The organism is Terriglobus sp. (genome assembly GCF_965201105.1).
Classification (GTDB): Bacteria; Acidobacteriota; Terriglobia; order Terriglobales; family Acidobacteriaceae; genus Terriglobus.
The window spans coordinates 2,413,900-2,436,104 of the sequence record NZ_OZ241741.1; the positions used below are offsets into that span (position 1 = coordinate 2,413,900).

Genomic DNA, 22,205 nt, shown 5'->3' on the forward strand with positions numbered 1-22,205 from the left:
CCCGGGTCCGAAGTATTGCAGCTCCTGAATGCTCATTCGATGCAAGAAGGCCTCAGTTTCGGCGTTCTCAGCCCTACGCCGCACCGTGACGCCTCTGCAGATTCACGTTGCTGGGGTACAGTTTAGGTCGCAGAATCTGCCGCAATTGTCAGGAGCGAAGCAGCGCTCTCAGAGGAGCACCATGCAAAAGATTGAAGCCGTGATCCAGCCGGGCAAGCTGGACGCAGTCAAAGAAGCGTTGATCGAAGCCGGCGTGACCGGCATGACCATTGTGGAGGCCCGCGGCCACGGCCGGCAGAAGGGCCACACCGAGTTCTACCGAGGCCGCGAGTACGCGGTCGACCTCCTTCCAAAGATCAAGCTGGAAGCCGTGGTGCCGGACGAGGTCGTCGACCGTGCCGTGCGCGCCATCCTGACCGCCGCGCAGACAGGGTCTATTGGCGACGGCAAAATCTTCCTGTCGCGCGTCGAGGAAGCGATTCGTATCCGCAACGAAGATCGCGGCGAGGTCGCTCTTTAATTGGAGCCGTAGCATTCAGGGCTGATCGGAGGCGCGCATGCAGCATGAACCCGGTGCGGATAGCCCGATCAAGGACCCGTCTGCGGCGTACCGCGCCACCATGGAGGTCATCCGCTCTCGCTTTTTTACGGAGCCGCTTTACCGTGGCCCGCAGGCGATCCTTGCACGTTCGGAAGCGGCTGACCTGCTCGTCAACAGCCTTTGGGCCCGGCATTTCGGCGCAGAGCCTTCAGCAAGTGCGCCGGGGCTGCTGGCGGTCGGCGGGTACGGCCGCCGGGAGCTCTTCCCCGCTTCCGATTTGGACCTGCTCTTCGTACTGACCGGCGCCAGCGATGAAAGAGAGCTCAAGGACCGCATCCGCTCGTTCACGCAGGCACTGTGGGATGCAGGCATCCGCGTAGCCGCAACCACGCGCACGCTTGCAGAGTGCGATCGCTTCGAACCGGAAAATGCAGAGTTCACCCTGTCTTTGCTGGACGCGCGAGCCCTAGCGGGCAATCGGGCGCTGGCGGACCGCGTCTGCGGCGAAGTCGTTCCCACGCTGATTGCCGCGGAACGCCGCAGGCTGGGTCAGCGTCTGCTTGCCCTGACGCGCGAACGGCACGCCCGCTACGGAGATACGATCTTTCACCTGGAGCCGAACGTGAAGGACTGCCCGGGCGGCCTTCGCGATGCCAACGTTTGCAGCTGGATTGAGAAGATCCTGTCCCCGGCTGTGCGTGCGCGGCGCAGCAGCGCCGGATCCGCAGACTTTGAGCGTGCCTTCGCCTTTCTGGCCTCGTGCCGCTGCTTTCTGCACTTCCGGAACAACCGCGACGTGAACGCACTCGACTGGAAGGCGCAGGATGCCGCGGCGGCGGAAGGTGTCGGGATCGACGCGGAAGTGCGCGACCCCGCGTACTGGATGCAGATGTACTTTCGATACGCGCGCGCGGTGGACCGGCGGTTGGAGCAGAACCTGGAGGCTTTGCCGCGGCCCAAGCCGCTGCTGCGCGTGCCAGAGTTCCTGCGGCGCAAAGACGCCGCGCAGGAGTTTGCCGTGGAAGGCGGACAACTGCATCTGCAGCGCACCGACGGCTTCGATGCTGCCCAGGATTTCGATATGGTCCTGCGCGCCTTTGCGACGGTGAGTGAGAGCGGCGTTCCGATGAGCCACGCATCAGAGGACCGCGTGGAGGAAGCTCTGCCGCTGCTGAACGCCCACATGGAAGAGGGCGAGCCGCTGTGGCGCCAGCTGGAACGCGTGCTGTGCGGCCGCTACGCCGGACTGGCGCTGCGGTCCATGCACGCGCAGGGCCTGCTGGAGCTCACCGTGCCGGAGTTCCACGGCATCGATGCGCTGGTGGTGCGCGACTCCTATCATCGCTACACCGTGGACGAGCACACGTTTGTGCTGCTTGACACACTGCACGGTCTCCACGCTGCTGGGGAAACGAAGTCGCCGCTGGCGGAGTGGGCGCGCCGCTTTGCATCGCTGCAACGCGAGCTGCAGCACCCCGGCCTGCTTTATCTGGCCGCGCTGCTGCACGACACCGGCAAAGGCCACGCCCTTGGCGGACACACCGCCGAAAGCGCGCGGTTGGCGACCGGCGTCTTGGAACGGCTGGGCCGCGACAGCTTTGAGAGCGGCCTGGTGCTGCACTTGATCGAGAACCACCTGGAGATGAGTGCGGCCCTGCGGCGCGACATCTTCGACGCGGAAACCGTGCGCGCCTTTGCCGCCTGCGTGCGAACACCGGAAGAGCTGCGCATGCTGACGCTGTTCACCTATGCCGACATCAACGCCGTGCACCCGGACGCGCTTACACCATGGAAGGCGGAGAACCTGTGGCGTCTGTACATCCAGACAGCGAACTACCTGGACCGCAACGTGGACGATGAACGCGTGGACGCTCGCATCTCAAGCGACCTGGTGCAGCGCATCACCGCGCTCGTTCCGCAGGAAAGCCGGGCCATGCTTCGCTTTCTGGAAGGCTTTCCGCAACGCTATCTGCAAACGCGCTCCCCAGAGCAGATCCGTACGCATTACGAGATGAGCAAGCGCCTGCTGACAGACCCGGTGCAGATTGACCTGCACTGGCATGCCGATCGCAGCGACATCACGCTGGTCACGCCGGACCGCCAGCTGCTGTTCGCCCGTATCGCCGGCGTTCTGTCCAGCTTTGGCATGAACATCATCACGGCCGATGCTTTCAGCAATGCGCATGGTGTGGTCGTGGACAGCTTCCGGTTCACCGACGGCTTTCGCACCCTGGAACTGAACCCCGAGGAGCGCGACCGGCTGGTGAGCGCCGTGCACGACGCCGTGCTGGATGAGACCGCCGCCGCACGCATGATCGCGGCGCGCCGCCGCAGCCGCCGCCGCGACCCGCTGGTGCGGGTGGAAACGAGTGTGCATTTCGATACAACATCGTCCTCGCACTCGACGCTTGTGCAGGTCGTTGCACAGGACCAGCCCGGCCTGCTGTACGCGATCGCACAGGCGTTGGGCGAGGCGCACTGCGACATTATTGTGGCGCTGATCGACACGGAAGGCGACACCGCCATTGATGTTTTTTACCTGCGCCGCAATGGTGCCGTGCTCCACCCGAGCGAACTCCCCGAGTTGCAACGCAGCATTCTCGATGCAGTTGGGGCCGATCCTTTCTGAGGCCGGGCAAGCAGATGCAAATCGTCATTCGAGCCGCGGAACCGGAGGACTGGTTGACCTGGGAGCGGCTGCGTTACGCGCTCTGGCCTGGTGACGATGAGGCCCACGGCGAGGAGATCTCCAGGTTCTTTGCCGGGGAAAAGACCGATCCGGAGCACGTGCTGCTGGCGGAAGCGGCTAACACCGCCGTGGGCTTTGCTGAGCTTTCCATTCGAACGGATCTGCCGGGTTTGGAAGGCAAGCGGGTCGGCTACATTGAGGGCTTGTATGTGGCTGAGCAAGCCCGGCATCAGGGGGTGGCGCGAACTCTACTCTGGGCGGCCCGGCAGTGGGCACGCGAGCAGGGCTGTGAGACGTTTGCGAGTGACCGTGAGGATCGCATCATCGTCGACCGGAACTTCAATATTCCCGGTAGAGCTGTCTTCCTTCAAGCGTAGTGCTGCTCCGAGAAGAAGCAGATTCTTCGCTCCGCTCAGGATGACATTCCCAAACGACTTAGGACTTACACCTGAGTGGAATGCTTTAGCTCTTTTGGGTAGAGGGCGTCCGCAATGTGCCGCCATTCTTCATCCAGCGAACCGCGAAAGACCGGCTGGCCGGCACGGCGGTACCAGTACTCCGCGTTCCACTGGTCGCCTTCACGGCGGTGCAGGTACGCGTGGACCCAGGCGCTGTCGCGGTCCTCATCGGCCTGTGCGGCTTCGTGCGCTCCGTCCCAGTTGCCCTGTGCCGCAAGCTGCAGCGCGCGCAGCGGACCGGTCAGCGTGGCAACGTCAGCAGTTTCGAGCGGATGCGGCATCTCCGTTTCGATGCCGGTCGCAGGACCAAGCTTCGCCCTGCGCTTCGTACTATAGAAAGATGCCCGAGCCGCTGGTGACCGTGCGCGACCTGACGAAGGAATACCGCACCCCCGGGCTGCAACCGGTCACCCTTTTTCGCAACCTGAACTTTACTGTCTATCAGGGTGAAATGCTGGCAATCGTGGGCGAAAGCGGCGCGGGCAAAAGTACGCTGCTGCACCTGCTTGCCGGGCTCGACACACCCACCAGCGGGACCGTCAAGGTCGGCAGCACGGTCGTTTCGTCGCTCAGTCCCACCGCCCAGGCGGCATTCCGCAACCAACAGATCGGCTATGTGTGGCAGGCGCACTATCTCTTGCCGGAGTTTACCGCTGCGGAGAATGTCGCCATGCCCCTGCTTGCGCGCGGTACGGCAAGCTCGGAGGCACGCCAGGCCGCCCTGCGTTGGCTGCGCGAGGTGGGCCTGGATCATCGGTCGGAACACCGCGCCGGGGAGTTGAGCGGTGGCGAACAGCAGCGCGTCAGCCTCGCGCGCGCACTCGTCGGCAGTCCCCGATTGCTGCTGGCCGACGAGCCCACCGGCAACCTGGACGTCCGCACCGGGGAGGCAATCTTCGCGTCCCTGCAAAAGATGCACCGCGATTTCAGCATGACTACCATTCTGGTGACGCACAACGCCAGCTTCGCGCAGCGTTGCGAGCGGGCGATGCGCCTGGGTGTTGGGGCGCAGGAGCCCGCCGTTCCCGAAACGCTTCTTTTTCCACCGAGACGCGTCCAATAAGTCCCTACCATCAACAGCTTTGCTGGTAGGGTGTTGCCTAACCTTCGGTGCACTTGCATCGTGCACACGAACGGACGATAGACTTAGCGCAACGGAAAGTAACTGGGAAAAGGTGTCCGCCCGGCCCAGCTCTGGCGGCACCACTACCGAAGAGTTCCTGCATGGCCGGTTTCAGGGTCGTCTGGCCGGGATGCGGAACGGGCAAGGAACCATTGGCCACGCGGCTGCAAACCGCTACCGCACTGCCGAAGGGGGAACATGTTCGAGCGTTATACGGAGAAAGCGCGGCGCGTGATCTTTTTCGCGCGCTACGAAGCAAGCCAATTTGGCTCGCCATACATTGAAACGGAACACCTCCTGCTCGGACTTCTGCGCGAGGACAAGGCGCTGACGAATCGCTTTTTGCGGTCGCACGCGTCGGTGGAGTCGATTCGCAAGCAGATTGAGGGGCACACGACCATTCGTGAAAAGGTGTCCACCAGCGTGGACCTGCCGCTGTCGAACGAGTGCAAGCGTGTGCTGGCCTACGCCGCGGAAGAAGCCGAGCGGCTGAGCCACAAACACATCGGCACCGAGCACCTGCTGCTCGGCCTGTTGCGCGAGGAGAAGTGTTTTGCCGCCGAGATCCTGATGGAGCGCGGCCTGCGCCTACCGCAGATTCGCGAAGAGCTGCAGCGCAGCACGCAGGAAAAGCCCGCCGCGCAGCAGAAGCAGCAGCAGCGCGGTGCTCAACAGCAGCAGGAGCAGAGCATGCTGGCGGAGTTCAGCCGTGATCTGACCCAGGCCGCCGCCGACCAATCCCTTGACCCGCTGGTTGGCCGCGACCAGGAAGTCGATCGCGTGATCCAGATCCTGTGCCGCCGCACCAAGAACAACCCGGTGCTGATTGGTGAGCCGGGTGTGGGCAAAACCGCGATCGTGGAGGGTCTGGCGCAGAAGATCGCCGACGGCGAAGTGCCCAGCTTCCTTGCCGAGAAGCGGGTTCTGTCGCTCGATCTGTCCCTGATCGTCGCCGGAACCAAGTACCGCGGCCAGTTTGAAGAACGCCTGAAGACCATCATGAAAGAGCTGATGGAAAACCAGAACTGTATCGTCTTTATCGACGAGCTGCACACCCTGGTCGGAGCGGGTTCGGCCGAGGGCTCGCTGGACGCCGCCAACATCCTGAAGCCGGCGCTCAGCCGTGGCGAAATCCAGTGCATTGGCGCAACCACGCCGGGCGAGTTCCGCAAGTCCATCGAGAAAGATCGCTCGCTGGAGCGCCGCTTTCAGGCCGTTAAGGTGCCACCTCCGAACGAGGAAGACGCGATCAAGATCATCATGGGTATCAAGGATCGCTACGAGAAGTTTCACGCCGTCAGCTACACCGACGACGCGATCAACTTCTCCGTCTCGCATTCGAACCGGTACATTCCCGACCGCTTCCTGCCTGATAAGGCGATCGATTTGATCGACGAGGCGGGTGCCCGCGTGAAGCTGCGCCAGACCACCCTGCCCGACGAGCTGATCGACGTGCAGAAGCGCATCAAGTTCATCGTGCACCGCATGGAAAACGCCATCTCCAACAAGGAGTTTGAGAAGGCACGGTTCTACTCGGACGAGGAGCGGAAGGAGCGCGATAACCTGCGTGCTCTGCGCGATAAATACCACTTGGACGATTCCAGCGCCGGCATCGTGACACGCGAGGACATCGAAGACGTGGTGAGCCGCTGGACCGGCGTTCCGATCACCTCAATCAAGGAAGAAGAGACGCAGAAGCTGCTCCGCGTCGAGGAAGAGCTGCACAAGCGCGTCATCTCGCAGGACAAGGCGATCAGCGCCTTGGCTCGTGCAATCCGGCGCTCGCGTGCAGGGCTCAAGAACCCGAGCCGTCCGATCGGTTCCTTTATGTTCCTTGGACCGACCGGCGTGGGCAAGACCGAAATGGCGCGCACCCTGGCGCAATTCCTATTCGGTTCCGACAAGAGCCTGATTCGCTTCGATATGTCGGAGTTCATGGAGAAGCACTCCGTGAGCAAGCTGATCGGTTCGCCTCCGGGCTACGTCGGGTACGAGGAGGGCGGCCAGCTCACCGAGCGGGTCAAGCGCTCGCCGTATTCCGTGGTGCTGCTCGATGAGGTCGAAAAGGCCCATCCGGACGTCTTCAATCTGCTGTTGCAGGTCTTTGAAGACGGTCACCTGACCGACGGTTTGGGCAACACGATCGACTTCAAGAACACGATCCTGATCATGACGTCGAACATTGGCGCCAAGCACCTGATGAAGCGGGAAGGCCTGGGTTTCCAGTCCACCAAGGACGAGGTGGTCGCGGAAAAGATGGAGGAGATGGTCAAGGCTGAGGTGAAGAAGGCCTTCAATCCCGAATTCATCAATCGTCTCGACGAGATCATCGTGTTCACGGCCCTGTCTGACAGCGACCTGATGCAGATTCTGGAGCTGCTGGTTCAGCAACTGAACACCAACCTGGTGCACAAGGCCATCACCATCAGCGTGACCGACGAAGCCAAGAAGTGGATTCTTGAGAAGACGCTGACGGACCGCAGCTACGGAGCGCGTCCGCTACGTCGCGCACTGCAGCGCTACGTGGAAGACCCGCTCTCAGAGGCGTTGATTGCCGGCAGCATCACGCAACGGCCTGCGTTCCTGGAGGTCTACCTGGGACCGGACCAACTCTTCTACCGGCCCGTTTCGCAGGAAGGAAACGAGCAGCTTGAGGGTTCGGCGCTTTCCCTGGTTTAACTCATGCAGCAGTGCAGAAAGCGGAGCGCAAAGCGTTCCGCTTTTGCTTGCCTGGCGCGCAACGACGTTTTAGGCTAAAGCCGTTCCTCGCGAGGCCGGACTTCGCCGGCTTCTACCTGCTCCGGGTTCCTTCGCCCCGGCTCAGACGGAGGCGGATGGCGAGTAAGCGCTTCGATGCGCTCAGAGGGGAACCATGACGAAGAATCAAATCGCTTATGTCGAGTTGCCGACGACAGACATTCGCACGCTTCGCGACTTCTATCGGAAACACTTCGGATGGCAGTTATTCGAGCTTGGCGACGACTACGCCGTGTTTCAAAACAGCGGAATCGACGGCGGCATCAGTCCCAACCCGAACGATCGAACAAAGGCTCCGCTTGTGTTGCTGGAAACGGACGAGGTAGACGCGGTGGAGGCTCGCCTCCGATCGGCAGGCGTTTCTATTACCAAGGAGGCATTCGACTACCCCGGCGGACGCCGGTTTCACTTCCTCGATCCAAGCGGCAATGAAATGGGCGTCTTCCAGGTCGTTCCAGAATCCAAATCCTGAACACGAAAGCGGGAAGGCCAGGGCCTTCCCGCTTCGCTTTGCGTAAACAACTTCGTTACACCATGGACCGGATTTTCTTCCCATACTCGGCGGTGTAACTGCCGAAATCTCCGGCCTTGCTCTTGGCAGTGCTGAAGGCGTCGGCCAGCTTGTCGGAAACATCGCTGTAGGTGCCGGCCGCGGAGTCATAGGCGTCCGACGCCGAATCGACGCCCTTGCCATACAGGTCTTTCGACTGTTTCGCAACGCGCTCGGCCTGGTCTTTCAGGTAGTCCGTTGCGTCTTCCAGGTAGTCCGTCGCCTCGTCATACGCCCGGCCCAGCTTCTTGCGTGTGCGCTCACCCGATTGTGGAGCGTACAGCAGCGCCACGGCCGCGCCGGCCGCAACGCCGATGCCAAATGCGATCCAAAAACCCTTTGCGCTCATAAGCACCTCCCCGTTCCTGTGCAGCATGGGCTGCAGTCTTTGTGATTCGATGCCCTTTTCGCAGGTTGCAATCGCTTTGCGGAGTGCCAAAACACCTTAGAGATCCAGACCGGCCAACTCCCGGGCGCGCAGAAAGATGCGCGTGAACTGTGTGCGGTCCAGCCGCCCCGTGTTCGTGTTGCGCAGCGATGGATGGTAGCTGCCCAGCAGCACGGTTCCATCCGGCAGCATGTGCTCGACGCCGTGCCCAAAGGCGTACAGGCTCGGCCGCTCGATCACGCCAGATCGTTGCAGGTGCCGCAGATAACCGTCGAAAGCGATGCGCCCCAACGCGACGATCACGCGTGCGCGCCGCAAGACGCTCAACTCCGCCGACAGGTGTAGGGAGCAGTTTGCCTGCTCCTGGGGCGTGGGTTTGTCGGCGGGTGGAGCGCAACGGCAGATGGAGAGAATGCGAGCATCACGCAGGCGCAGCCCGTCCTGTGCGGACACCGCACCCTGCTTACTGGCAAAACCTGTCTCGTACAGCACGGGGTACATGAAGTTGCCGGCACCATCGCCTGTAAACGGACGGCCGGTGCGGTTTGCGCCGTGCGCGCCCGGTGCCAGGCCTACAATCACCACGCGCGCGTTCGGATCGCCAAAGCCCGGCACCGGCCGTGCCCAGTAGCGCCAATCCAGGTATGCGCGGCGCTTTGTTTCTCCCAGGGCGGTGCAGTAGCTGCGCAACCGCGGGCATCGTTCACAGGTCACAATGTTCTTCGCGATCGCATCCAGGGCGAGCTGAATGGAGACGCGGCTGGCGGCAGGCATGCTGCTGCCATGCTACTGTGAGGACGCTGACGGCAGGCGCTGCCGGTTTGGCGGAGAGCTTGCATGGCGTGGGAACGAGGGCGCGCGTACAACAGCGGTGGCGGCGGTCGCCGCTCAGGGGCTTTCAGCCGTTCCGGCTGGGCGACCGCGATCGTGATTGCGCTGGTGCTGCTTACCTTTGGACTGCTGTGGCACGCGCACCAGCGGGCCAAGTTCCATCAGCTGACCACGCCAATCATCCCGCAGACGACCTCAGCCCCGATGCCCGGCGGGCAAGAGGCAATCCTGCTCTCGCGCGTCACCCTGGTCAACGACTCCGAACCGGAGTTTGTGAGTGCCACCGTACTGCCCGGCGTCGGCATGCAACTGCTGCAGGCCACGGTCGCCGTGCCCGATCAGCCAGCGCAGGACCTGCTCGCGTCCGTTTCCCTGAGCGATGCGGCGCGCATGTCACCCGTCAGCATCAGCAGCGCTCCCTTCCATCTTCGGGTCAGCAACCATCACGTGCAGGAAGGCAAAGGTAATGCGGACGACCTGATCGGCTTTGCACCTGCTTCAAACCCGCAAAACCAGACTCTGGTGGATGGCGGGCAGGCCTCCGGCACGTTTCAGGGCACGGCGGCCAGGGCTGGCGTCTCGGCCACGATCGAAGTGACACTCTCCGGCAGGCAGATCGACCTTATAACTCGCGCGACCAACAACTCTCAGGAGAACCGCTTCGTCAGCTTTGAGTGGTGCCCGCGGTTCGCCGCGCCCGATGGCAACCTGAATCGCCTGCTGCTGTCCGTTCCGTCGGGCAGCAAGATCGGTGCGGATGGCGAGAGCGAAGCAGCCGGGATTGCCTCGGAACACGGTCAAGCCATCGGCGACCATCCGCTGGACGTTCACCTGACGCACCTTGGCCACGAATCGCTAAGCGACGGCACCTACGTTCGCCTGCAAAACGGCGAGCGATTTTCTCTGCGCGTGATCGGCCTGGGTGACACACTGCGCAGCGTGCATGCGCGCAGCGACCCCGGGACGCACACACTGCTGCTCAGCCTGAGCAGCCTTGATCCTGCGGCAGAAGCCGAACAGCGCGATCAAACATTGCGGGCCGGGCAGACCATCCAATGGCATCTGCGGATGGAGGTGTTGCCGGTAAAGGCCCCACAATCACCCGAACCGATGCGATAGAGCGCAGCATCGGTGCGGAGGAGCCAAGTTCCGCCATGCGCGGCATTGCCGCTCTCCGGTTTGACCCTGCCGGTGAAGGTTCGTACCATAACAGGAGCCGCCGGCGCGTTCACCAAGCGCACACACATGCGGCGAAGTTCCTGAAGAAAAGGCTCCCATTTTGACAGACGAAGTCCTGGAAACCAGCGCATCCCCGGCCGTGGCCGAGGCGCAAGAGACCGCCCCTGACTCGGACAGCATCGCGACAGGCAGCAATACAGAGCAGAACGCACTCACGCACAATCACGCGCAAGATCCCGAGGGTCACTCGCACGGTCCCACGCTGAACCCGGAACTGCGCCGCGAGATCTTCGTGGAAGCGCCGGCCGACGCGGTCAGCAAGGCTTACGCAAAGGCGATCAAGCGATACCAGAAGCAGGCGCGCCTGCCCGGCTTCCGTCCTGGCAAGGTGCCGGAGGTGACCGTCCGCAACCGCTTCGCCCGTGAGCTGCGGCAGGAAGTCATGGAATCTCTCGTCAATGACCGCTTCCGCGCAGCCGTCGAAGAGCAGAACCTGCAGCCGATCAGTCAGCCGCAGGTTACCGAGTTGAACCTGTTGGATGGTCAGCCGTTGCGCTTCCGCGCCGAGTTTGAAATTGCTCCGCAGATCGACGTGACCGGCTACGAAGACGTGAAGGTGGAAAAGCCCACCACCACGCTGGACGAGACGGAGTACACCTCTGAGCTCGACCGCATGCTCGATTCCTACGCGACGATCGAAACCGTCGAAGAAGACCGCGAGTTGCAGGATGGTGATTGGGCAGAGATCCAGTTCACCGGCAAGCGCCGCGAGACGGACGGCGGCACGCCCGACCCGGCCATTGCCGAGCGCACCGAGGACGTGCAGGGCGATGACGTGATGGTGGAGATTGGCGGTGTAAACACGCTGCCCGCCTTCAACGAGGCGCTGCGCGGCAAGAAGCCCGGCCAGGAGTTTCAGATTGAAGTCGAGTACCCCAAGGACTTCGGCGACCTTCGGCTCGCCGGCCAGACTGTCACCTATGACGTCAAGGTCGGCTCCATCAAGAAGAAGGTGCTACCGGAGCGCGACGCCGAGTTTGCAAAACAGCTCGGTGAATTCGACAGCTTTGAGGCGTTCGAAACCGACCTGCGCGACCGCGCGACCAAGCGCAAGCAGGGTGCCGCCGAGCAGGACGCAAAGGGCAAGCTGGTTGACGCGTTGGTCGAACGATTTCAGTTCCCTATTCCTGAGAGCTTTGTGCAGCAGCAGATCGATGTCAGGCTTGACCGCGGCCTGCGCGCACTTGCACAGCAGGGTATGACCGAGGAACAGATGCGGCAATTGGATTTCGCCCGCCTGCGCGACGCACAGCGCGATGAAGCAGTGAAGGAAGTGAAAGCTTCGTTGCTGCTGGACGCGATCGCCGCAAAGGAGAACGTCGAAGTCAAGGAAGACGACCTGCAACGCGAGTTGATGATGCTCGCCATCCAGAGCCGTCAACCGTACGAGCAGGTGCGTGAGCGCATGCAAAATGACGGCGGCCTGCAGCGCATGCGCGAGCAGATGCGCCGCGAGGCGGTCGCCACCACGCTGTACGAGAAGATGGCGTAAGCCGGGCACGCAAAGGAAACGAGGAAAAGTATGGGTTTAATTCCAATGGTGCTCGAGCAGACGAGCCGGGGTGAGCGTTCCTACGACATCTACAGCCGTCTGCTCCGCGACAACATCATCTTTCTAGGTACGCCGATCGATGACAATGTCGGAAACCTGATTATTGCGCAATTGTTGTTCCTGTCCGGTGAGGACCCTGAGAAGGACATCCAGCTTTACATCAACTCGCCAGGCGGGTCGGTTTCAGCGGGCCTGGCCATCTACGACACGATGCAGTACATCAAGAACGATGTATCGACACTGTGCATCGGGCAGGCCGCCAGCATGGGTGCTTTTCTATTGATGGCCGGCAAGAAGGGCAAGCGATTCTCTCTGCCGAACTCACGCATCCTGATTCACCAGCCGCTGATCATGGGCGGCGGGATTCAGGGTCAAGCTACTGAAATTGACATTCACGCGCGAGAAATCCTACGGCTGCGTGAACGCATGAACCGAATCATGGCGCATCACACGGGCCAGTCCTTCGATCAAATTGAGAAGGACACGGACCGCGACTTCACCATGGGCGCCGAACAGGCAAAGGAATACGGCCTGATCGACGACATCATCACTCGCCCACGCTCATAAAGCAGCTTTGGCAGGCAGAAAAGCGGATGCACTCGGCGCATCCGCTTTTCTGCGTTCGCACTACTTACCAGTGGTGGGCGGCGGCACGGGACGGATGCCCGTGTATTGCGCGCCGATCAGCCGCCACATGCCATCCTTCTGCTGCGCAACGAAAGTTCCCCGGATGTCCAGGTTGCGTGTTCCCCCTTTGCCGTCGGGCATCGTGTACGTCGTTTTGAGTGTCTCGATCGCCGTGTCCCCAAAGGTGCGGACCTGCTCCTCGCTGATGACCATCGGTGGCCATGCGATCTTTTTTCCCGGCGTGTAGAAGCCAAGAAAGCGGTCGTGCGCATCAACCTCGCCCGCGGGCGAAATCTCCACGTAATCCGGGTCGATCAGCTTTGTCAGCGCGCCGGCATCATAGGCCTTCTCTGCCGCGAAGAAACGCTGTACCAGTGCCTTCACCTGCGTTTCCGCCGGCTGTTGCGCGTACATTCCCTGCGCGGTGCTGATCACGGCCAAGCCTCCGCAGACACGCAAAACCTTACTCATGCATTTCTCCTAACTCAATTGTGGTACGCCGGTTCACGCCCCCTTGGCGATGTGGAAACCCCCACAACGCTGAGACGCGTCAGTGCTGGTTCCCCACAGCAAAGTCCGATACCGGACGTTATAGACTTGTGCGAGCGGTCGCATCGACTCTGGCCCGCTTTTTGGAGCTGCCTCGTCCGTATGAAGACCAAGGGTTCTGACGACTCGCTGCGCTGTTCGTTCTGCCATAAAACGCAGGAGGCCGTAGCCAAACTCATCTCCTCGCCTTCGGATTATCCGCGCGCCTATATCTGTGACGAATGTGTTGCGGTGTGCAACAGCATTCTGGAAGATGATCGCAGCGAGACGACACCCGGCGCGGCTCCCTCGCACCTGCCCAAGCCGCACGAAGTCAAGGCATTCCTGGACGAGTATGTGATCGGCCAGGAGATCACCAAGAAAAAGCTGGCCGTCGCGGTCTACAACCACTACAAGCGCATTCAGATGAATCGCCAGCGCGGCAACGATGTCGAGCTTGCCAAATCGAACATTCTGCTTGTCGGCCCAACCGGAAGCGGCAAGACGCTGCTGGCACAGACCCTGGCCAAGATGCTGGACGTTCCATTCGCCATTGTCGACGCGACCACGCTGACCGAAGCCGGGTACGTCGGCGAGGATGTCGAGAATATCCTGCTCAAGCTGCTGCAGGCCGCGGAGGGCGATGTCGCCCGCGCCCAAACCGGCATTATCTACATCGACGAGATCGACAAGATCGGCCGCAAGGACGAGAACCCCTCCATCACCCGCGATGTGAGCGGCGAGGGCGTGCAGCAGGCTCTGCTAAAACTGCTGGAAGGTACCGTAGCCAACGTTCCCCCGCAGGGCGGCCGCAAGCACCCGCACCAGGAACTGACCATGATTGACACGACCAACATCCTGTTTATCTGCGGCGGTGCATTTGTCGGACTGGAGCGCGTCATCGGGCGCCGCATTGGCAAAAAGGCGCTCGGCTTCAAGACCTCTGGGATGGGCGATGTCGAAGTAACGCCGATCCGCCCGCAGCGCGATACCGAGTTGCTGCGCCAGGCCGAGCCGCAGGATCTGCTGAAGTACGGCCTGATCCCCGAGTTTGTCGGCCGCCTCCCCGTGCTGGGCATCCTCGACGAGCTTGATGAAGCCGCGCTGATCGACATTCTCACCCGTCCGCGCAACGCCATTTTGAAGCAGTATGCCAAGCTCTTTGAATTTGAAGGCGTTCGCGTGACCTTTACCCCGGAAGCCGCCCAGGCCGTCGCCTATGAAGCGCTGCAGCGCAAAGTCGGCGCACGCGGTCTTCGCATGATCCTGGAAGAGCTCATGCTCGACCTGATGTACACCATTCCGACCAACAAAAAAATCAAGGAACTGGAAGTAACAGCGGAGATGGTGCGCAAGCGCAACATCACCATTCCACCGGTGCTGCTGGAGAAGGCAAGCTAGCGGTTCGCTTCAGAAACTTTGCACCCGCTGAAAGGCCCGCTCCATGCGGGCCTTTTAGCACCTGCGGCAGCGATTCTTCTGTGTTGCAGCGGGTTTACAATCGCATGAGCGATGTGTCCGATACCGCACCTTTGCGGCATCGCAGCGCGTCTAAATGAGGAGATATGCCCAAGCCAACCGAGCAGCCCAACGGCGAAGTCTACAAGCTCCCCATGATGCCCATCCGCGAGATGGTGATCTTTCCACACATGATGACGCCCTTCGTCGTCGGCCGCGAATCGAGCGTCCGCGCCCTGGAAGAAGCGCTCACCGGTGACCGCAAGATCTTCCTCGCCACCCAGCACGACGCCAGCATCGACGAGCCCAGCGCCGACGACATTTTTGAGGTCGGCGTCATCGGGAACATCGTCCAGAACGTTCGCATGCCCGACGGCAATGTCAAGGTTCTCGTCGAGGGCGTCGAGCGCGCCAAGACGATTGAGCTGAATGACAACGACGGGTTTTTCGTCGCCACCGTCAAGACCGGCCGCAACAGCCTGACCATGACGCCGCAGGTCGAGCAGTTGATGCAGCGCGTCCAGGGCCTCTTCGAACAGCACCTGAAGCTGCAGCAGAGCCTGAATTACGAGACCGCTGTCGCCTCCGCGCGCACGGACGACCCGACCAAGCTCGCCGACACCATCGCGGCAAACCTGCAGCTCTCCATCGATGAGAAGCAGGAGCTTCTGAACATCTTCGACCCGGTCGCGCGCCTGAACAAAGTTGCCGACGTGCTCGACATCGCCATCGAAAAGCTGAACGTCGACCGCACTGTCCAATCCCGCGTCAAGCGACAGATGGAGCGCGCGCAAAAAGAGTACTACCTGAACGAAAAGATCAAGGCCATTCAAAAGGAATTGGGCCGCGGCGAAAAAAGCGAGTGGGATGATCTGAAAAAGAAGATCGACGCCGCCGGCATGCCCAAGGACGTTCTGGACAAGGCACAGCAGGAGCTGAAAAAGCTGGAAGCCATGCCGCCGATGTCCGCCGAATCCACTGTGAGCCGCAATTACCTGGATTGGCTGCTCGCGGTGCCGTGGAAGAAGAAGTCCAAGGACATCCGCTCCATCGAGCACGCGGAACGCATTCTGAACGAGGATCACTACGGCCTGGAGAAGATCAAGGACCGCATTCTCGAGTTTCTTGCGGTTCGCCAGCTCGTCAAGAATCCGAAGGGTTCGATTCTCTGCTTCGTCGGACCTCCGGGCGTCGGCAAGACCTCTCTCGGCATGAGCATCGCCAAGGCGACCGGCCGCAAGTTCGTTCGGATGAGCCTGGGCGGCGTGCGCGACGAAGCCGAGATTCGCGGCCATCGCCGCACTTACATCGGTTCCATGCCTGGCCAGATCATCCAGTCCATGAAGAAGGCCGGCACCAAGAACCCGGTCATCATGCTCGACGAGATCGACAAGATGGCGGCCGACTTCCGAGGCGACCCGGCAGCGGCTCTGCTCGAAGTGCTTGACCCTGAGCAGAACGGTACGTTCACCGATCACTACCTCGACGTGGAATACGACCTGAGCCAGGTGCTCTTCGTCGCTACTGCCAACGTGCTGCACACCATTCCGGGGCCGCTGCAGGACCGCATGGAAATTCTCCGGTTGCACGGCTACACCGAAGTCGAGAAGCTGGAGATTGCCAAGCAGTACCTGATCAAAAAGCAGCTGGAAGGAACCGGCCTGACCGCTGAAAATCTCGAGTTCAGCGATGAAGGTCTGCAGTCGATCATCCGTGGCTGGACTCGCGAAGCCGGCGTCCGCAATCTGGAGCGCGAAATCGGCAACGTCTGCCGCAAGGTCGTCCGCCGCGTGGTCAAGGCGACCAACAAGAAAAAGCCGGAGGTGCACGGCAAGGAAACACTGACCGCCGAGAACGTTCCGGACTTCCTGGGCGTCATGCGGTTCCGCGACTCCTCCGTGCAGGAGAAGAGCGAGATCGGTCTAGTCACCGGCCTGGCCTGGACCGAGGTCGGCGGCAGCATTCTCCAAGTCGAGGTGCAGGTACTCGATGGCAAAGGTAAGCTGACCATCACCGGCCAGCTCGGTGACGTGATGCAGGAATCGGCGCAGGCCGCACTCAGCTACGTCCGCTCACGCGCGCAGCACCTGGGACTGCCGAAGGAGTTTTACTCCAAGCTCGACATTCACGTGCACGTCCCCGAGGGTGCCATTCCCAAGGATGGCCCGTCCGCTGGCATCACGCTCGCCACCGCACTTACCAGCGCGCTCACCAAGATTCCGGTGCGCCGCGACATCGCCATGACGGGCGAAATCACCCTGCGTGGCAAAGTCTTGCCCATCGGCGGCCTGAAGGAGAAGCTGCTGGCGGCACACCGCGCCGGCATCTTTGAAGCCGTCCTGCCTGCGGAAAATCGCAAGGACTATGCTGACCTGCCGCAATTGATCAAGGAAAGCATGAAGCTGCACTTTGTCGAGCAGATGGACGAGGTGTTGCAGATTGCGCTGGACGGCAAGCTGCCTGAGTTGGCCGAAGAGCAGCCTGCGGCACTGGAAGCGTCCAAGTTGCCCAGCATGCCTCCGCCCGCCGCGGTTGGCACGCCCGCGCAGCCGCACCAGTAACCGGCAACCGGCAACAAGCACGCACAAAGGCCCGGAGCGATCCGGGCCTTTGTGCATTCCTACGCTACTGTCAGCTCTTCCGGGTGAATAATCCGCCGATCAGCGAGATGATCCAGACGATCGCAAGTATGTGAATGGCAAGACTGGCTCCGTGGGTCACGACTTCACCCACGATCCAGAGCAGAAACAGAACGCCGGCGATTCCAAGAAACATGGTTTGCCTCCTTACGGCATGCACCGGCGCACATCGCGGCGAACGGTTGCGTTCACATTGGAGAACGCCAGCAGGTGCAGCGTTGTATGTGCACCGCTGGATCAGGCGCGACACGTGGCTCGCATTCTTGGCAGCAACGGAAACCCTCCCATTTCGCATCTAGTGCCGCAGCGGCGCACGGTGGCGCCCATTCCAATTGCGTGAGGTTACGCCGTTGCTTATCCTGCTCATCCTTCTGGTGCTGCTTGCTTTCGGCACGTCGCCCATCCTGCCCTACAGCCGTGGGTGGGGCTATTACCCCAGCGGCGGCCTCGGCTTGATCGCGGTGATCATTCTCGTCATCCTGCTACTCAACGGTGGCCTGCACTTCTGAATACCCGAACACGCTACAACGGCCCTTCGGGGAGCAATTAGCCTGCTGGACACAGAGGAGCCAATCGCGTCAGATCGGCTCCTCTGCTCCGGTTAGTTCGACTCCGGTGCCGATTGTGATGGTGTTCTGCAGTCCGGCGCTGAACTGAGCAACACACTCGCCGACGGTGGCCATCTCGTATCCGCCTTCCATCACGACGATTGTTGGCATTCCCAGCTCGGCGATCGCTGCGCCGAGCGCCGCAAAGTCCGGCATCTCCAGCCCGAGTCCACCCACAGGGTCGCCACGGTACGTGTCCGTGCCAAGAGAAACCACCAGCGCCTCTGGCCGTGCTTGCTCGATGCGTTCCAGAACGCGCAACAGCTCAACACGGTACGCCGGCCAGGTCGTCGCAAGCGCCAAGGGAACGTTCCAGGTGCTGCCAAAACCCGCACCGGCACCCTGCTCATCTGCATAGCCCGATAAGAACGGATACGCCTGCTCCGGCGACGCATGCAGCGACGCGAAGAACACATCCTCGCGCTCCCAGAAGATGTGCTGCGTACCATTGCCGTGGTGGAAGTCCACATCCAGAATGGCGCAACGCGTGCCGGTTCGCTGCACCCAGGCCTCAGCCGCCACCGCGGCAGTGTTCAGGTAGCAGTAGCCGCCGTAGAAGTCGCGCCCGGCATGGTGACCCGGCGGACGACACAACGCGAACGCTAACCGCTCGCCAGCCGCTACGGCCAGCGCCGCCCCGTGCGCCTGTGCCACCGACGCAGACACCGCCGCCCAGGTGCCCTCCACCACGGCCGCACACGTGTCGAAGCAGAAATACGCAAGCTGACCGCGCAACGCCGCCGGCAGCGTGCGGCGCATCCCCGGCGCTACGGACGTTTCCGGAAACGGCAGCGTACCTGGATATTGAGCCTGCCACCGTTCGTGTAGCGTCTCCAGAAAACGCAGCATCGCCGGTTCGTGTACCGCGTGCAGCACGGAAAGCGGAACAGGCGACTGCTCCTGCTCCGCCAGGGTCGCCAGGCCCGCATCCAGCAGCGCATCCCGGATCGCGATTGTCCGCTCCGGCCTGTCGTTTGCCGGAGAGATGCGTCCGTAGGCGATCTCCCGCACTTCGCGGTGCAGCAGCTGCCGCTCGGAATAGAAGAGCTTCATCGCGCCAATTGCTGCGCTGCTTAGCGCAGGCCGCCGGCGATGCTTGGAATAAACATCACCTCATCACGGTCCTGAAACTGGTAGCCATCGCCGCCCAGAAAGCGGATGTCCTCATCGTTCACATACACGTTGATGAACTTGCGCAGCTGGCCGTCCTCGTCCTTGATGTGTGCCCCGAGCTGCGGAAACTTCGTGCCCAAGTCCTCAACCAACGCTGGCAGCGTTTCTGCCTGGGAATCAACCTGCTTGGTCCCGTCGGTATGGCGCGCAAACGCGGCAGGCAGCATCACTCGAATCGACAATTCAGACTCCTTCTCGAACTACAGGGGTTAATCAGCGGGAACCAATTCCGGCTCGGCTTCGGCGACGGCCTGTGCCGGGGCATCCAGCTCTGCCAGATATTCCTCAAAGTCGCCCAGGCGCGGGCGCACGGCGCGCCCCAGTTCGTACCGGCCCGCCAGGGCGTCCGTTGTTTTCAGGCCGTTGCCGGTAATGACCGCCACCGTCAGCTCATCTGCACCGATGCGCCCCTGCGCCAGCAGCCGCGCCGTCACCGCGGTCGTGACACCGCCCGCGGTCTCGGTAAAGATGCCTTCCGTCTCCGCCAGTTCCTGAATGCCGGACACGATTTCCACATCGGAAACGTCCTCGGCGTAACCACCGACCTCGCGAATCATGCGGGATGCATACGGCCCGTCTGCTGGGTTCCCGATCGCCAGCGAACGCGCGATGGTGTTCGGCCGCTGCGGCGTGATCGTTTCCGTGTTCGCCTTCACCGCCGTCGAGATCGGCGAGCACCCCGTCGCCTGCGCTCCGAAGAACCGGACCGGCTTGGCCTCCACCAGTCCCAGGAAAACCAGTTCGTCAAATGCCTTCTTGATCTTGCGGATCAGCGACCCGCCCGCCATTGGCACGACCACGTTGTCCGGCAGCCGCCATCCAAGCTGCTCGGCGATTTCGAACCCGACGGACTTTGAGCCTTCCGCGTAGTACGGCCGCAGGTTCACATTCACAAAGCCCCAACTGTACTGGTCCGCGATCAGCGAGCACAGCCGGTTCACATGGTCGTAGTTGCCGTCGATGCGCACCAGCCGCGCGCCATACACCTGCGTGTTCAGAATTTTTGCTGGCTCCAGGTCAGCGGGCACCAGAATGCACGCCTTCAGCCCAAGGCGCGCGGCCTGCGCGGCGACCGCATTCGCCAGGTTCCCGGTCGACGAGCACCCCACTACTTGAAACCCGAAGTACCGAGCATTCGCCAGCGCCACGGCCACGACGCGGTCTTTAAAAGAAAGCGACGGAAAGCAAACCGCGTCGTTCTTCACAAACAGATTGCTGCAGCCAACGCGCTTGCCTAGATTCTTGGCTCGTACCAGCGGCGTAAACCCAACCGGCAGGTCCGGCTCAAAACCCTCCGGGATCGGCAGGAGCGGAAGATAGCGCCACATGCTTGCGGGCCCAGCTTCAATCGTCGCCCGCGTCACCTTGCCCTTTACGGCTTCAAGGTCATACCGGACCTCCAGCGGTGTGAACGACTCGTCACAGATCGAGAGAGGCTGGTTCCCGTAGCTTTTGCCCGACTCTTTCGAGTAAAGCTCAAAGGGGGCGCGACACGCAGGCTGCATGGTTCCTCTTCCCGGTGGAAGCGGGTACAAACATGCGACGGCTCTTTCATGGTGCGGCGAAGCTACAGTTCGCCAAAGGAAGCCTGATTAGACGGTCAAACCGCTTTGCCACATCGTGCGTGGTGCCGTATGCCGAATCTCATGTTCCCTGTTGCCCGCCAACACAGCGGACACAGCCAGGAGAGAGGTGACACCGGTACAAGGCTCGTCCGGTTGTCGTGGCGTCGCAGGGCTCGTCCCTCAGCCACTCTTCATGAAACTCAACCCGCGCCACTGATCGCTCATTGCCGCAGGCTTGATTGCTATCGTTTGTATCACGCGTGGTGTGCCGGTGCAACACGGTGACCGGCACACGTACGCTTTGTTTGTCCTGAATCCTGATGGTCGTAGGGCAACAGCGCGCATCAACGGCCTGCTTTCGACTTTTCCGCACCACGGCGTGCCTTCACCGCGGGAGCCGTATTTGCCACGAACTGCTTGCCCTGCTTGTCGCCGGCCAGCTTCTTCTTCTCCGTCGACCGCTTCTCCGCTGGGCTCAGCTCTTTCCAAGCCTTCTCCGGCAGGTAACGATGCATGCCGTCCTTACGGCGGGCTGGTTTCCCATCCGCGGTGGTCCAGTGCTCGTCGCCCCAAGCGGTCAGGTTCTTCTGCGACGTATCACGCCCGCCCTTGTACTTGCCGCCCTCGGCCTCATACTCATGCGCCACCATCTGCGCCTTGCGTGCGCTCCATTGCCCGGCGCGCCCACCCTTGTCCTCACGGATGACCTTGGCCTTGATGCGCTCGCGCAGCGCCGGGTCGGTGTACTTGTCCGGCGCGGAGGTCTTCTTTGGCGCAGATCGTTGCCCGGGCACCTTCGCCGGAGCCTTCTTCGCAGCAGACTTCTTAGCGGATGCCTTCTTTGCTGAAGTCCTCTTTGCCGGAGCCTTCTTCGCGGCAGAGTTCGTTCCCGAGGTCTTCTTCGCGGGCGTCTTCCTGCTCGCAGCCTTCGTCGCACTTGCCTTTTTCGTTGCCATGCATCCTCTCCCTTGCAGATGGATGCAATGCTTCTGCCGCGTGTCACGCCGACGGCAGAAAGCTACTCGATCATCTTCATCACGCCGGACACGAAACGCCGCGGGTCGAACTCCGTGCGTAGAATCTCATCCGGACAGTCCGTCATCACGGCAACCCGCCAGTTGCACACAAACGCCACCATCTGCTCCGGGTTCGCCGTCTTGATCTCAGAGCACAGGTGCTCCGCCTGCGGAATCTGCTGTTCACCTTCCACATCGATCAGCACCAGGTCATACTGCCGGGCCCAGAACATCTCCATGCCTTCTTCCCAGGCGAGCGTGGAGTCCACCTCGAAGCCGGAAAGGCGCAGGATCTGATCTCGAAGCGGGCGCAGCATTTCGCGGGTGCAGACGTGAAGAATCACCCTCTGTTCTGAATCCAACGGCAGCGTAGACATCGACCTTCTTACACGCGTTCTGCGGGTTCAGGCAGCGCAACGAACGGCGGCCGGGTGCCCTGTATCTTATTGATAGCGCGCTTAGT

At 61.7% G+C, this 22,205-nt stretch carries 21 protein-coding genes, 1 pseudogene and 1 riboswitch; of the genes and pseudogenes, 12 read left to right on the forward strand and 10 right to left on the reverse strand.

Features of this window, described 5'->3' with window-relative positions; genetic code table 11:
• The first annotated feature begins 181 nt into the window (after positions 1–181).
• The 3 genes from ACOFKT_RS10510 to ACOFKT_RS10520 are packed head-to-tail and all read left to right on the forward strand — an operon-like array spanning position 182 to position 3,607.
• Positions 182–520: a P-II family nitrogen regulator gene (locus tag ACOFKT_RS10510; protein WP_419803948.1), complete on the forward strand. Its 339-nt coding sequence runs from the start codon at positions 182–184 to the stop codon at positions 518–520.
• A gap of 37 nt (positions 521–557) precedes the next feature.
• Positions 558–3,170, forward strand: a complete 2,613-nt coding sequence (locus ACOFKT_RS10515) for an HD domain-containing protein (protein WP_419803949.1) — start codon at positions 558–560, stop codon at positions 3,168–3,170.
• A gap of 14 nt (positions 3,171–3,184) precedes the next feature.
• Positions 3,185–3,607: an N-acetyltransferase family protein gene (locus tag ACOFKT_RS10520; RefSeq protein ID WP_419803950.1), complete on the forward strand. Its 423-nt coding sequence runs from the start codon at positions 3,185–3,187 to the stop codon at positions 3,605–3,607.
• A gap of 65 nt (positions 3,608–3,672) precedes the next feature.
• Here the strand turns inward: ACOFKT_RS10520 and ACOFKT_RS10525 are convergent, their stop codons facing one another.
• The gene (locus tag ACOFKT_RS10525) at positions 3,673–3,969 is read right to left on the reverse strand and encodes a hypothetical protein (RefSeq protein ID WP_419803951.1); all 297 of its coding nucleotides are present in this window, start codon (positions 3,967–3,969) and stop codon (positions 3,673–3,675) included.
• 59 nt (positions 3,970–4,028) lie between these two features.
• On the opposite strand from ACOFKT_RS10525, the gene ACOFKT_RS10530 reads away from it, so the two are divergent.
• The 3 genes from ACOFKT_RS10530 to ACOFKT_RS10540 all read left to right on the forward strand — a co-directional run bounded on the left by ACOFKT_RS10530 (position 4,029) and on the right by ACOFKT_RS10540 (position 8,040).
• Positions 4,029–4,751 (forward strand): ABC transporter ATP-binding protein, encoded by a 723-nt coding sequence (locus ACOFKT_RS10530; RefSeq protein ID WP_419803952.1) that lies wholly within the window; start codon positions 4,029–4,031, stop codon positions 4,749–4,751.
• Positions 4,752–5,009: 258 nt separating this feature from the next.
• Complete coding sequence (locus ACOFKT_RS10535; RefSeq protein WP_419803953.1) at positions 5,010–7,490, forward strand: ATP-dependent Clp protease ATP-binding subunit; 2,481 nt, start codon at positions 5,010–5,012, stop codon at positions 7,488–7,490.
• A 193-nt stretch (positions 7,491–7,683) separates the two neighbouring features.
• Entirely contained in the window at positions 7,684–8,040 is a 357-nt protein-coding gene (locus ACOFKT_RS10540; protein ID WP_419803954.1) for a VOC family protein, read from the forward strand.
• Positions 8,041–8,095: 55 nt separating this feature from the next.
• Here the strand turns inward: ACOFKT_RS10540 and ACOFKT_RS10545 are convergent, their stop codons facing one another.
• Together ACOFKT_RS10545 and ACOFKT_RS10550 are read right to left on the reverse strand one after the other, a co-directional pair.
• Positions 8,096–8,467 (reverse strand): YtxH domain-containing protein, encoded by a 372-nt coding sequence (locus ACOFKT_RS10545; protein WP_419803955.1) that lies wholly within the window; start codon positions 8,465–8,467, stop codon positions 8,096–8,098.
• A 96-nt stretch (positions 8,468–8,563) separates the two neighbouring features.
• The gene (locus ACOFKT_RS10550) at positions 8,564–9,280 is read right to left on the reverse strand and encodes a uracil-DNA glycosylase (protein WP_419803956.1); all 717 of its coding nucleotides are present in this window, start codon (positions 9,278–9,280) and stop codon (positions 8,564–8,566) included.
• A 63-nt stretch (positions 9,281–9,343) separates the two neighbouring features.
• Between ACOFKT_RS10550 and ACOFKT_RS10555 the strand changes: the two genes are divergently transcribed.
• From ACOFKT_RS10555 to clpP, 3 genes and pseudogenes are all read left to right on the forward strand, one after another.
• Positions 9,344–10,456: a hypothetical protein gene (locus tag ACOFKT_RS10555; protein ID WP_419803957.1), complete on the forward strand. Its 1,113-nt coding sequence runs from the start codon at positions 9,344–9,346 to the stop codon at positions 10,454–10,456.
• 160 nt (positions 10,457–10,616) lie between these two features.
• Positions 10,617–12,068, forward strand: coding sequence for a trigger factor (tig, locus tag ACOFKT_RS10560; RefSeq protein ID WP_419803958.1), 1,452 nt, complete (start codon positions 10,617–10,619; stop codon positions 12,066–12,068).
• 24 nt (positions 12,069–12,092) lie between these two features.
• A pseudogene (gene clpP / locus ACOFKT_RS10565) lies at positions 12,093–12,695 on the forward strand (ATP-dependent Clp endopeptidase proteolytic subunit ClpP); the annotation flags it as partial.
• Positions 12,696–12,755: 60 nt separating this feature from the next.
• Here the strand turns inward: clpP and ACOFKT_RS10570 are convergent.
• Entirely contained in the window at positions 12,756–13,226 is a 471-nt protein-coding gene (locus ACOFKT_RS10570) for a nuclear transport factor 2 family protein (RefSeq protein WP_419803959.1), read from the reverse strand.
• 180 nt (positions 13,227–13,406) lie between these two features.
• Between ACOFKT_RS10570 and clpX the strand changes: the two genes are divergently transcribed.
• Together clpX and lon are read left to right on the forward strand one after the other, a co-directional pair.
• Entirely contained in the window at positions 13,407–14,684 is a 1,278-nt protein-coding gene (gene clpX / locus ACOFKT_RS10575) for an ATP-dependent Clp protease ATP-binding subunit ClpX (protein WP_419803960.1), read from the forward strand.
• Between the two features lie 164 nt (positions 14,685–14,848).
• Entirely contained in the window at positions 14,849–17,302 is a 2,454-nt protein-coding gene (gene lon / locus ACOFKT_RS10580; protein WP_419803961.1) for an endopeptidase La, read from the forward strand.
• 70 nt (positions 17,303–17,372) lie between these two features.
• Here the strand turns inward: lon and ACOFKT_RS10585 are convergent, their stop codons facing one another.
• The gene (locus ACOFKT_RS10585) at positions 17,373–17,516 is read right to left on the reverse strand and encodes a hypothetical protein (RefSeq protein WP_419803962.1); all 144 of its coding nucleotides are present in this window, start codon (positions 17,514–17,516) and stop codon (positions 17,373–17,375) included.
• Positions 17,517–17,730: 214 nt separating this feature from the next.
• Here ACOFKT_RS10585 and ACOFKT_RS10590 point away from each other — a divergent pair, with 214 nt between their 5' ends.
• The gene (locus tag ACOFKT_RS10590) at positions 17,731–17,889 is read left to right on the forward strand and encodes a DUF3309 family protein (protein WP_419803963.1); all 159 of its coding nucleotides are present in this window, start codon (positions 17,731–17,733) and stop codon (positions 17,887–17,889) included.
• 69 nt (positions 17,890–17,958) lie between these two features.
• On the opposite strand, the gene ACOFKT_RS10595 is transcribed toward ACOFKT_RS10590, so the two are convergent.
• The 5 genes from ACOFKT_RS10595 to ACOFKT_RS10615 all read right to left on the reverse strand — a co-directional run bounded on the left by ACOFKT_RS10595 (position 17,959) and on the right by ACOFKT_RS10615 (position 22,059).
• Positions 17,959–19,041 carry a histone deacetylase family protein gene (locus ACOFKT_RS10595; protein WP_419803964.1) on the reverse strand — a complete coding sequence of 361 codons (1,083 nt, stop codon included), beginning with the start codon at positions 19,039–19,041 and terminating at the stop codon, positions 17,959–17,961.
• Positions 19,042–19,061: 20 nt separating this feature from the next.
• The gene (locus tag ACOFKT_RS10600) at positions 19,062–19,343 is read right to left on the reverse strand and encodes a MoaD/ThiS family protein (protein ID WP_419803965.1); all 282 of its coding nucleotides are present in this window, start codon (positions 19,341–19,343) and stop codon (positions 19,062–19,064) included.
• A gap of 27 nt (positions 19,344–19,370) precedes the next feature.
• Positions 19,371–20,666, reverse strand: coding sequence for a threonine synthase (thrC, locus tag ACOFKT_RS10605; RefSeq protein WP_419803966.1), 1,296 nt, complete (start codon positions 20,664–20,666; stop codon positions 19,371–19,373).
• A 136-nt stretch (positions 20,667–20,802) separates the two neighbouring features.
• Positions 20,803–20,926: riboswitch (SAM riboswitch) on the reverse strand.
• A 144-nt stretch (positions 20,927–21,070) separates the two neighbouring features.
• On the reverse strand, positions 21,071–21,682 hold the full coding sequence (locus tag ACOFKT_RS10610; protein ID WP_419803967.1) for a hypothetical protein: 612 nt from the start codon (positions 21,680–21,682) through the stop codon (positions 21,071–21,073).
• A gap of 62 nt (positions 21,683–21,744) precedes the next feature.
• Positions 21,745–22,059 carry a hypothetical protein gene (locus ACOFKT_RS10615; protein WP_419803968.1) on the reverse strand — a complete coding sequence of 105 codons (315 nt, stop codon included), beginning with the start codon at positions 22,057–22,059 and terminating at the stop codon, positions 21,745–21,747.
• Positions 22,060–22,205: the final 146 nt, after the last annotated feature.

What these genes read in the sequence shown, in the direction of transcription:
- ACOFKT_RS10510 (WP_419803948.1), top strand. Translation starts at nt 182, where the DNA reads ATGCAAAAGATTGAAGCCGTGATCCAGCCGGGCAAGCTGGACGCAGTC.
- ACOFKT_RS10515 (WP_419803949.1), top strand. Translation starts at nt 558, where the DNA reads ATGCAGCATGAACCCGGTGCGGATAGCCCGATCAAGGACCCGTCTGCG.
- ACOFKT_RS10520 (WP_419803950.1), top strand. Translation starts at nt 3,185, where the DNA reads ATGCAAATCGTCATTCGAGCCGCGGAACCGGAGGACTGGTTGACCTGG.
- ACOFKT_RS10525 (WP_419803951.1), bottom strand. Translation starts at nt 3,969, where the DNA reads ATGCCGCATCCGCTCGAAACTGCTGACGTTGCCACGCTGACCGGTCCG.
- ACOFKT_RS10530 (WP_419803952.1), top strand. Translation starts at nt 4,029, where the DNA reads ATGCCCGAGCCGCTGGTGACCGTGCGCGACCTGACGAAGGAATACCGC.
- ACOFKT_RS10535 (WP_419803953.1), top strand. Translation starts at nt 5,010, where the DNA reads ATGTTCGAGCGTTATACGGAGAAAGCGCGGCGCGTGATCTTTTTCGCG.
- ACOFKT_RS10540 (WP_419803954.1), top strand. Translation starts at nt 7,684, where the DNA reads ATGACGAAGAATCAAATCGCTTATGTCGAGTTGCCGACGACAGACATT.
- ACOFKT_RS10545 (WP_419803955.1), bottom strand. Translation starts at nt 8,467, where the DNA reads ATGAGCGCAAAGGGTTTTTGGATCGCATTTGGCATCGGCGTTGCGGCC.
- ACOFKT_RS10550 (WP_419803956.1), bottom strand. Translation starts at nt 9,280, where the DNA reads ATGCCTGCCGCCAGCCGCGTCTCCATTCAGCTCGCCCTGGATGCGATC.
- ACOFKT_RS10555 (WP_419803957.1), top strand. Translation starts at nt 9,344, where the DNA reads ATGGCGTGGGAACGAGGGCGCGCGTACAACAGCGGTGGCGGCGGTCGC.
- ACOFKT_RS10570 (WP_419803959.1), bottom strand. Translation starts at nt 13,226, where the DNA reads ATGAGTAAGGTTTTGCGTGTCTGCGGAGGCTTGGCCGTGATCAGCACC.
- clpX (WP_419803960.1), top strand. Translation starts at nt 13,407, where the DNA reads ATGAAGACCAAGGGTTCTGACGACTCGCTGCGCTGTTCGTTCTGCCAT.
- lon (WP_419803961.1), top strand. Translation starts at nt 14,849, where the DNA reads ATGCCCAAGCCAACCGAGCAGCCCAACGGCGAAGTCTACAAGCTCCCC.
- ACOFKT_RS10585 (WP_419803962.1), bottom strand. Translation starts at nt 17,516, where the DNA reads ATGTTTCTTGGAATCGCCGGCGTTCTGTTTCTGCTCTGGATCGTGGGT.
- ACOFKT_RS10595 (WP_419803964.1), bottom strand. Translation starts at nt 19,041, where the DNA reads ATGAAGCTCTTCTATTCCGAGCGGCAGCTGCTGCACCGCGAAGTGCGG.
- thrC (WP_419803966.1), bottom strand. Translation starts at nt 20,666, where the DNA reads ATGCAGCCTGCGTGTCGCGCCCCCTTTGAGCTTTACTCGAAAGAGTCG.
- ACOFKT_RS10610 (WP_419803967.1), bottom strand. Translation starts at nt 21,682, where the DNA reads ATGGCAACGAAAAAGGCAAGTGCGACGAAGGCTGCGAGCAGGAAGACG.
- ACOFKT_RS10615 (WP_419803968.1), bottom strand. Translation starts at nt 22,059, where the DNA reads ATGCTGCGCCCGCTTCGAGATCAGATCCTGCGCCTTTCCGGCTTCGAG.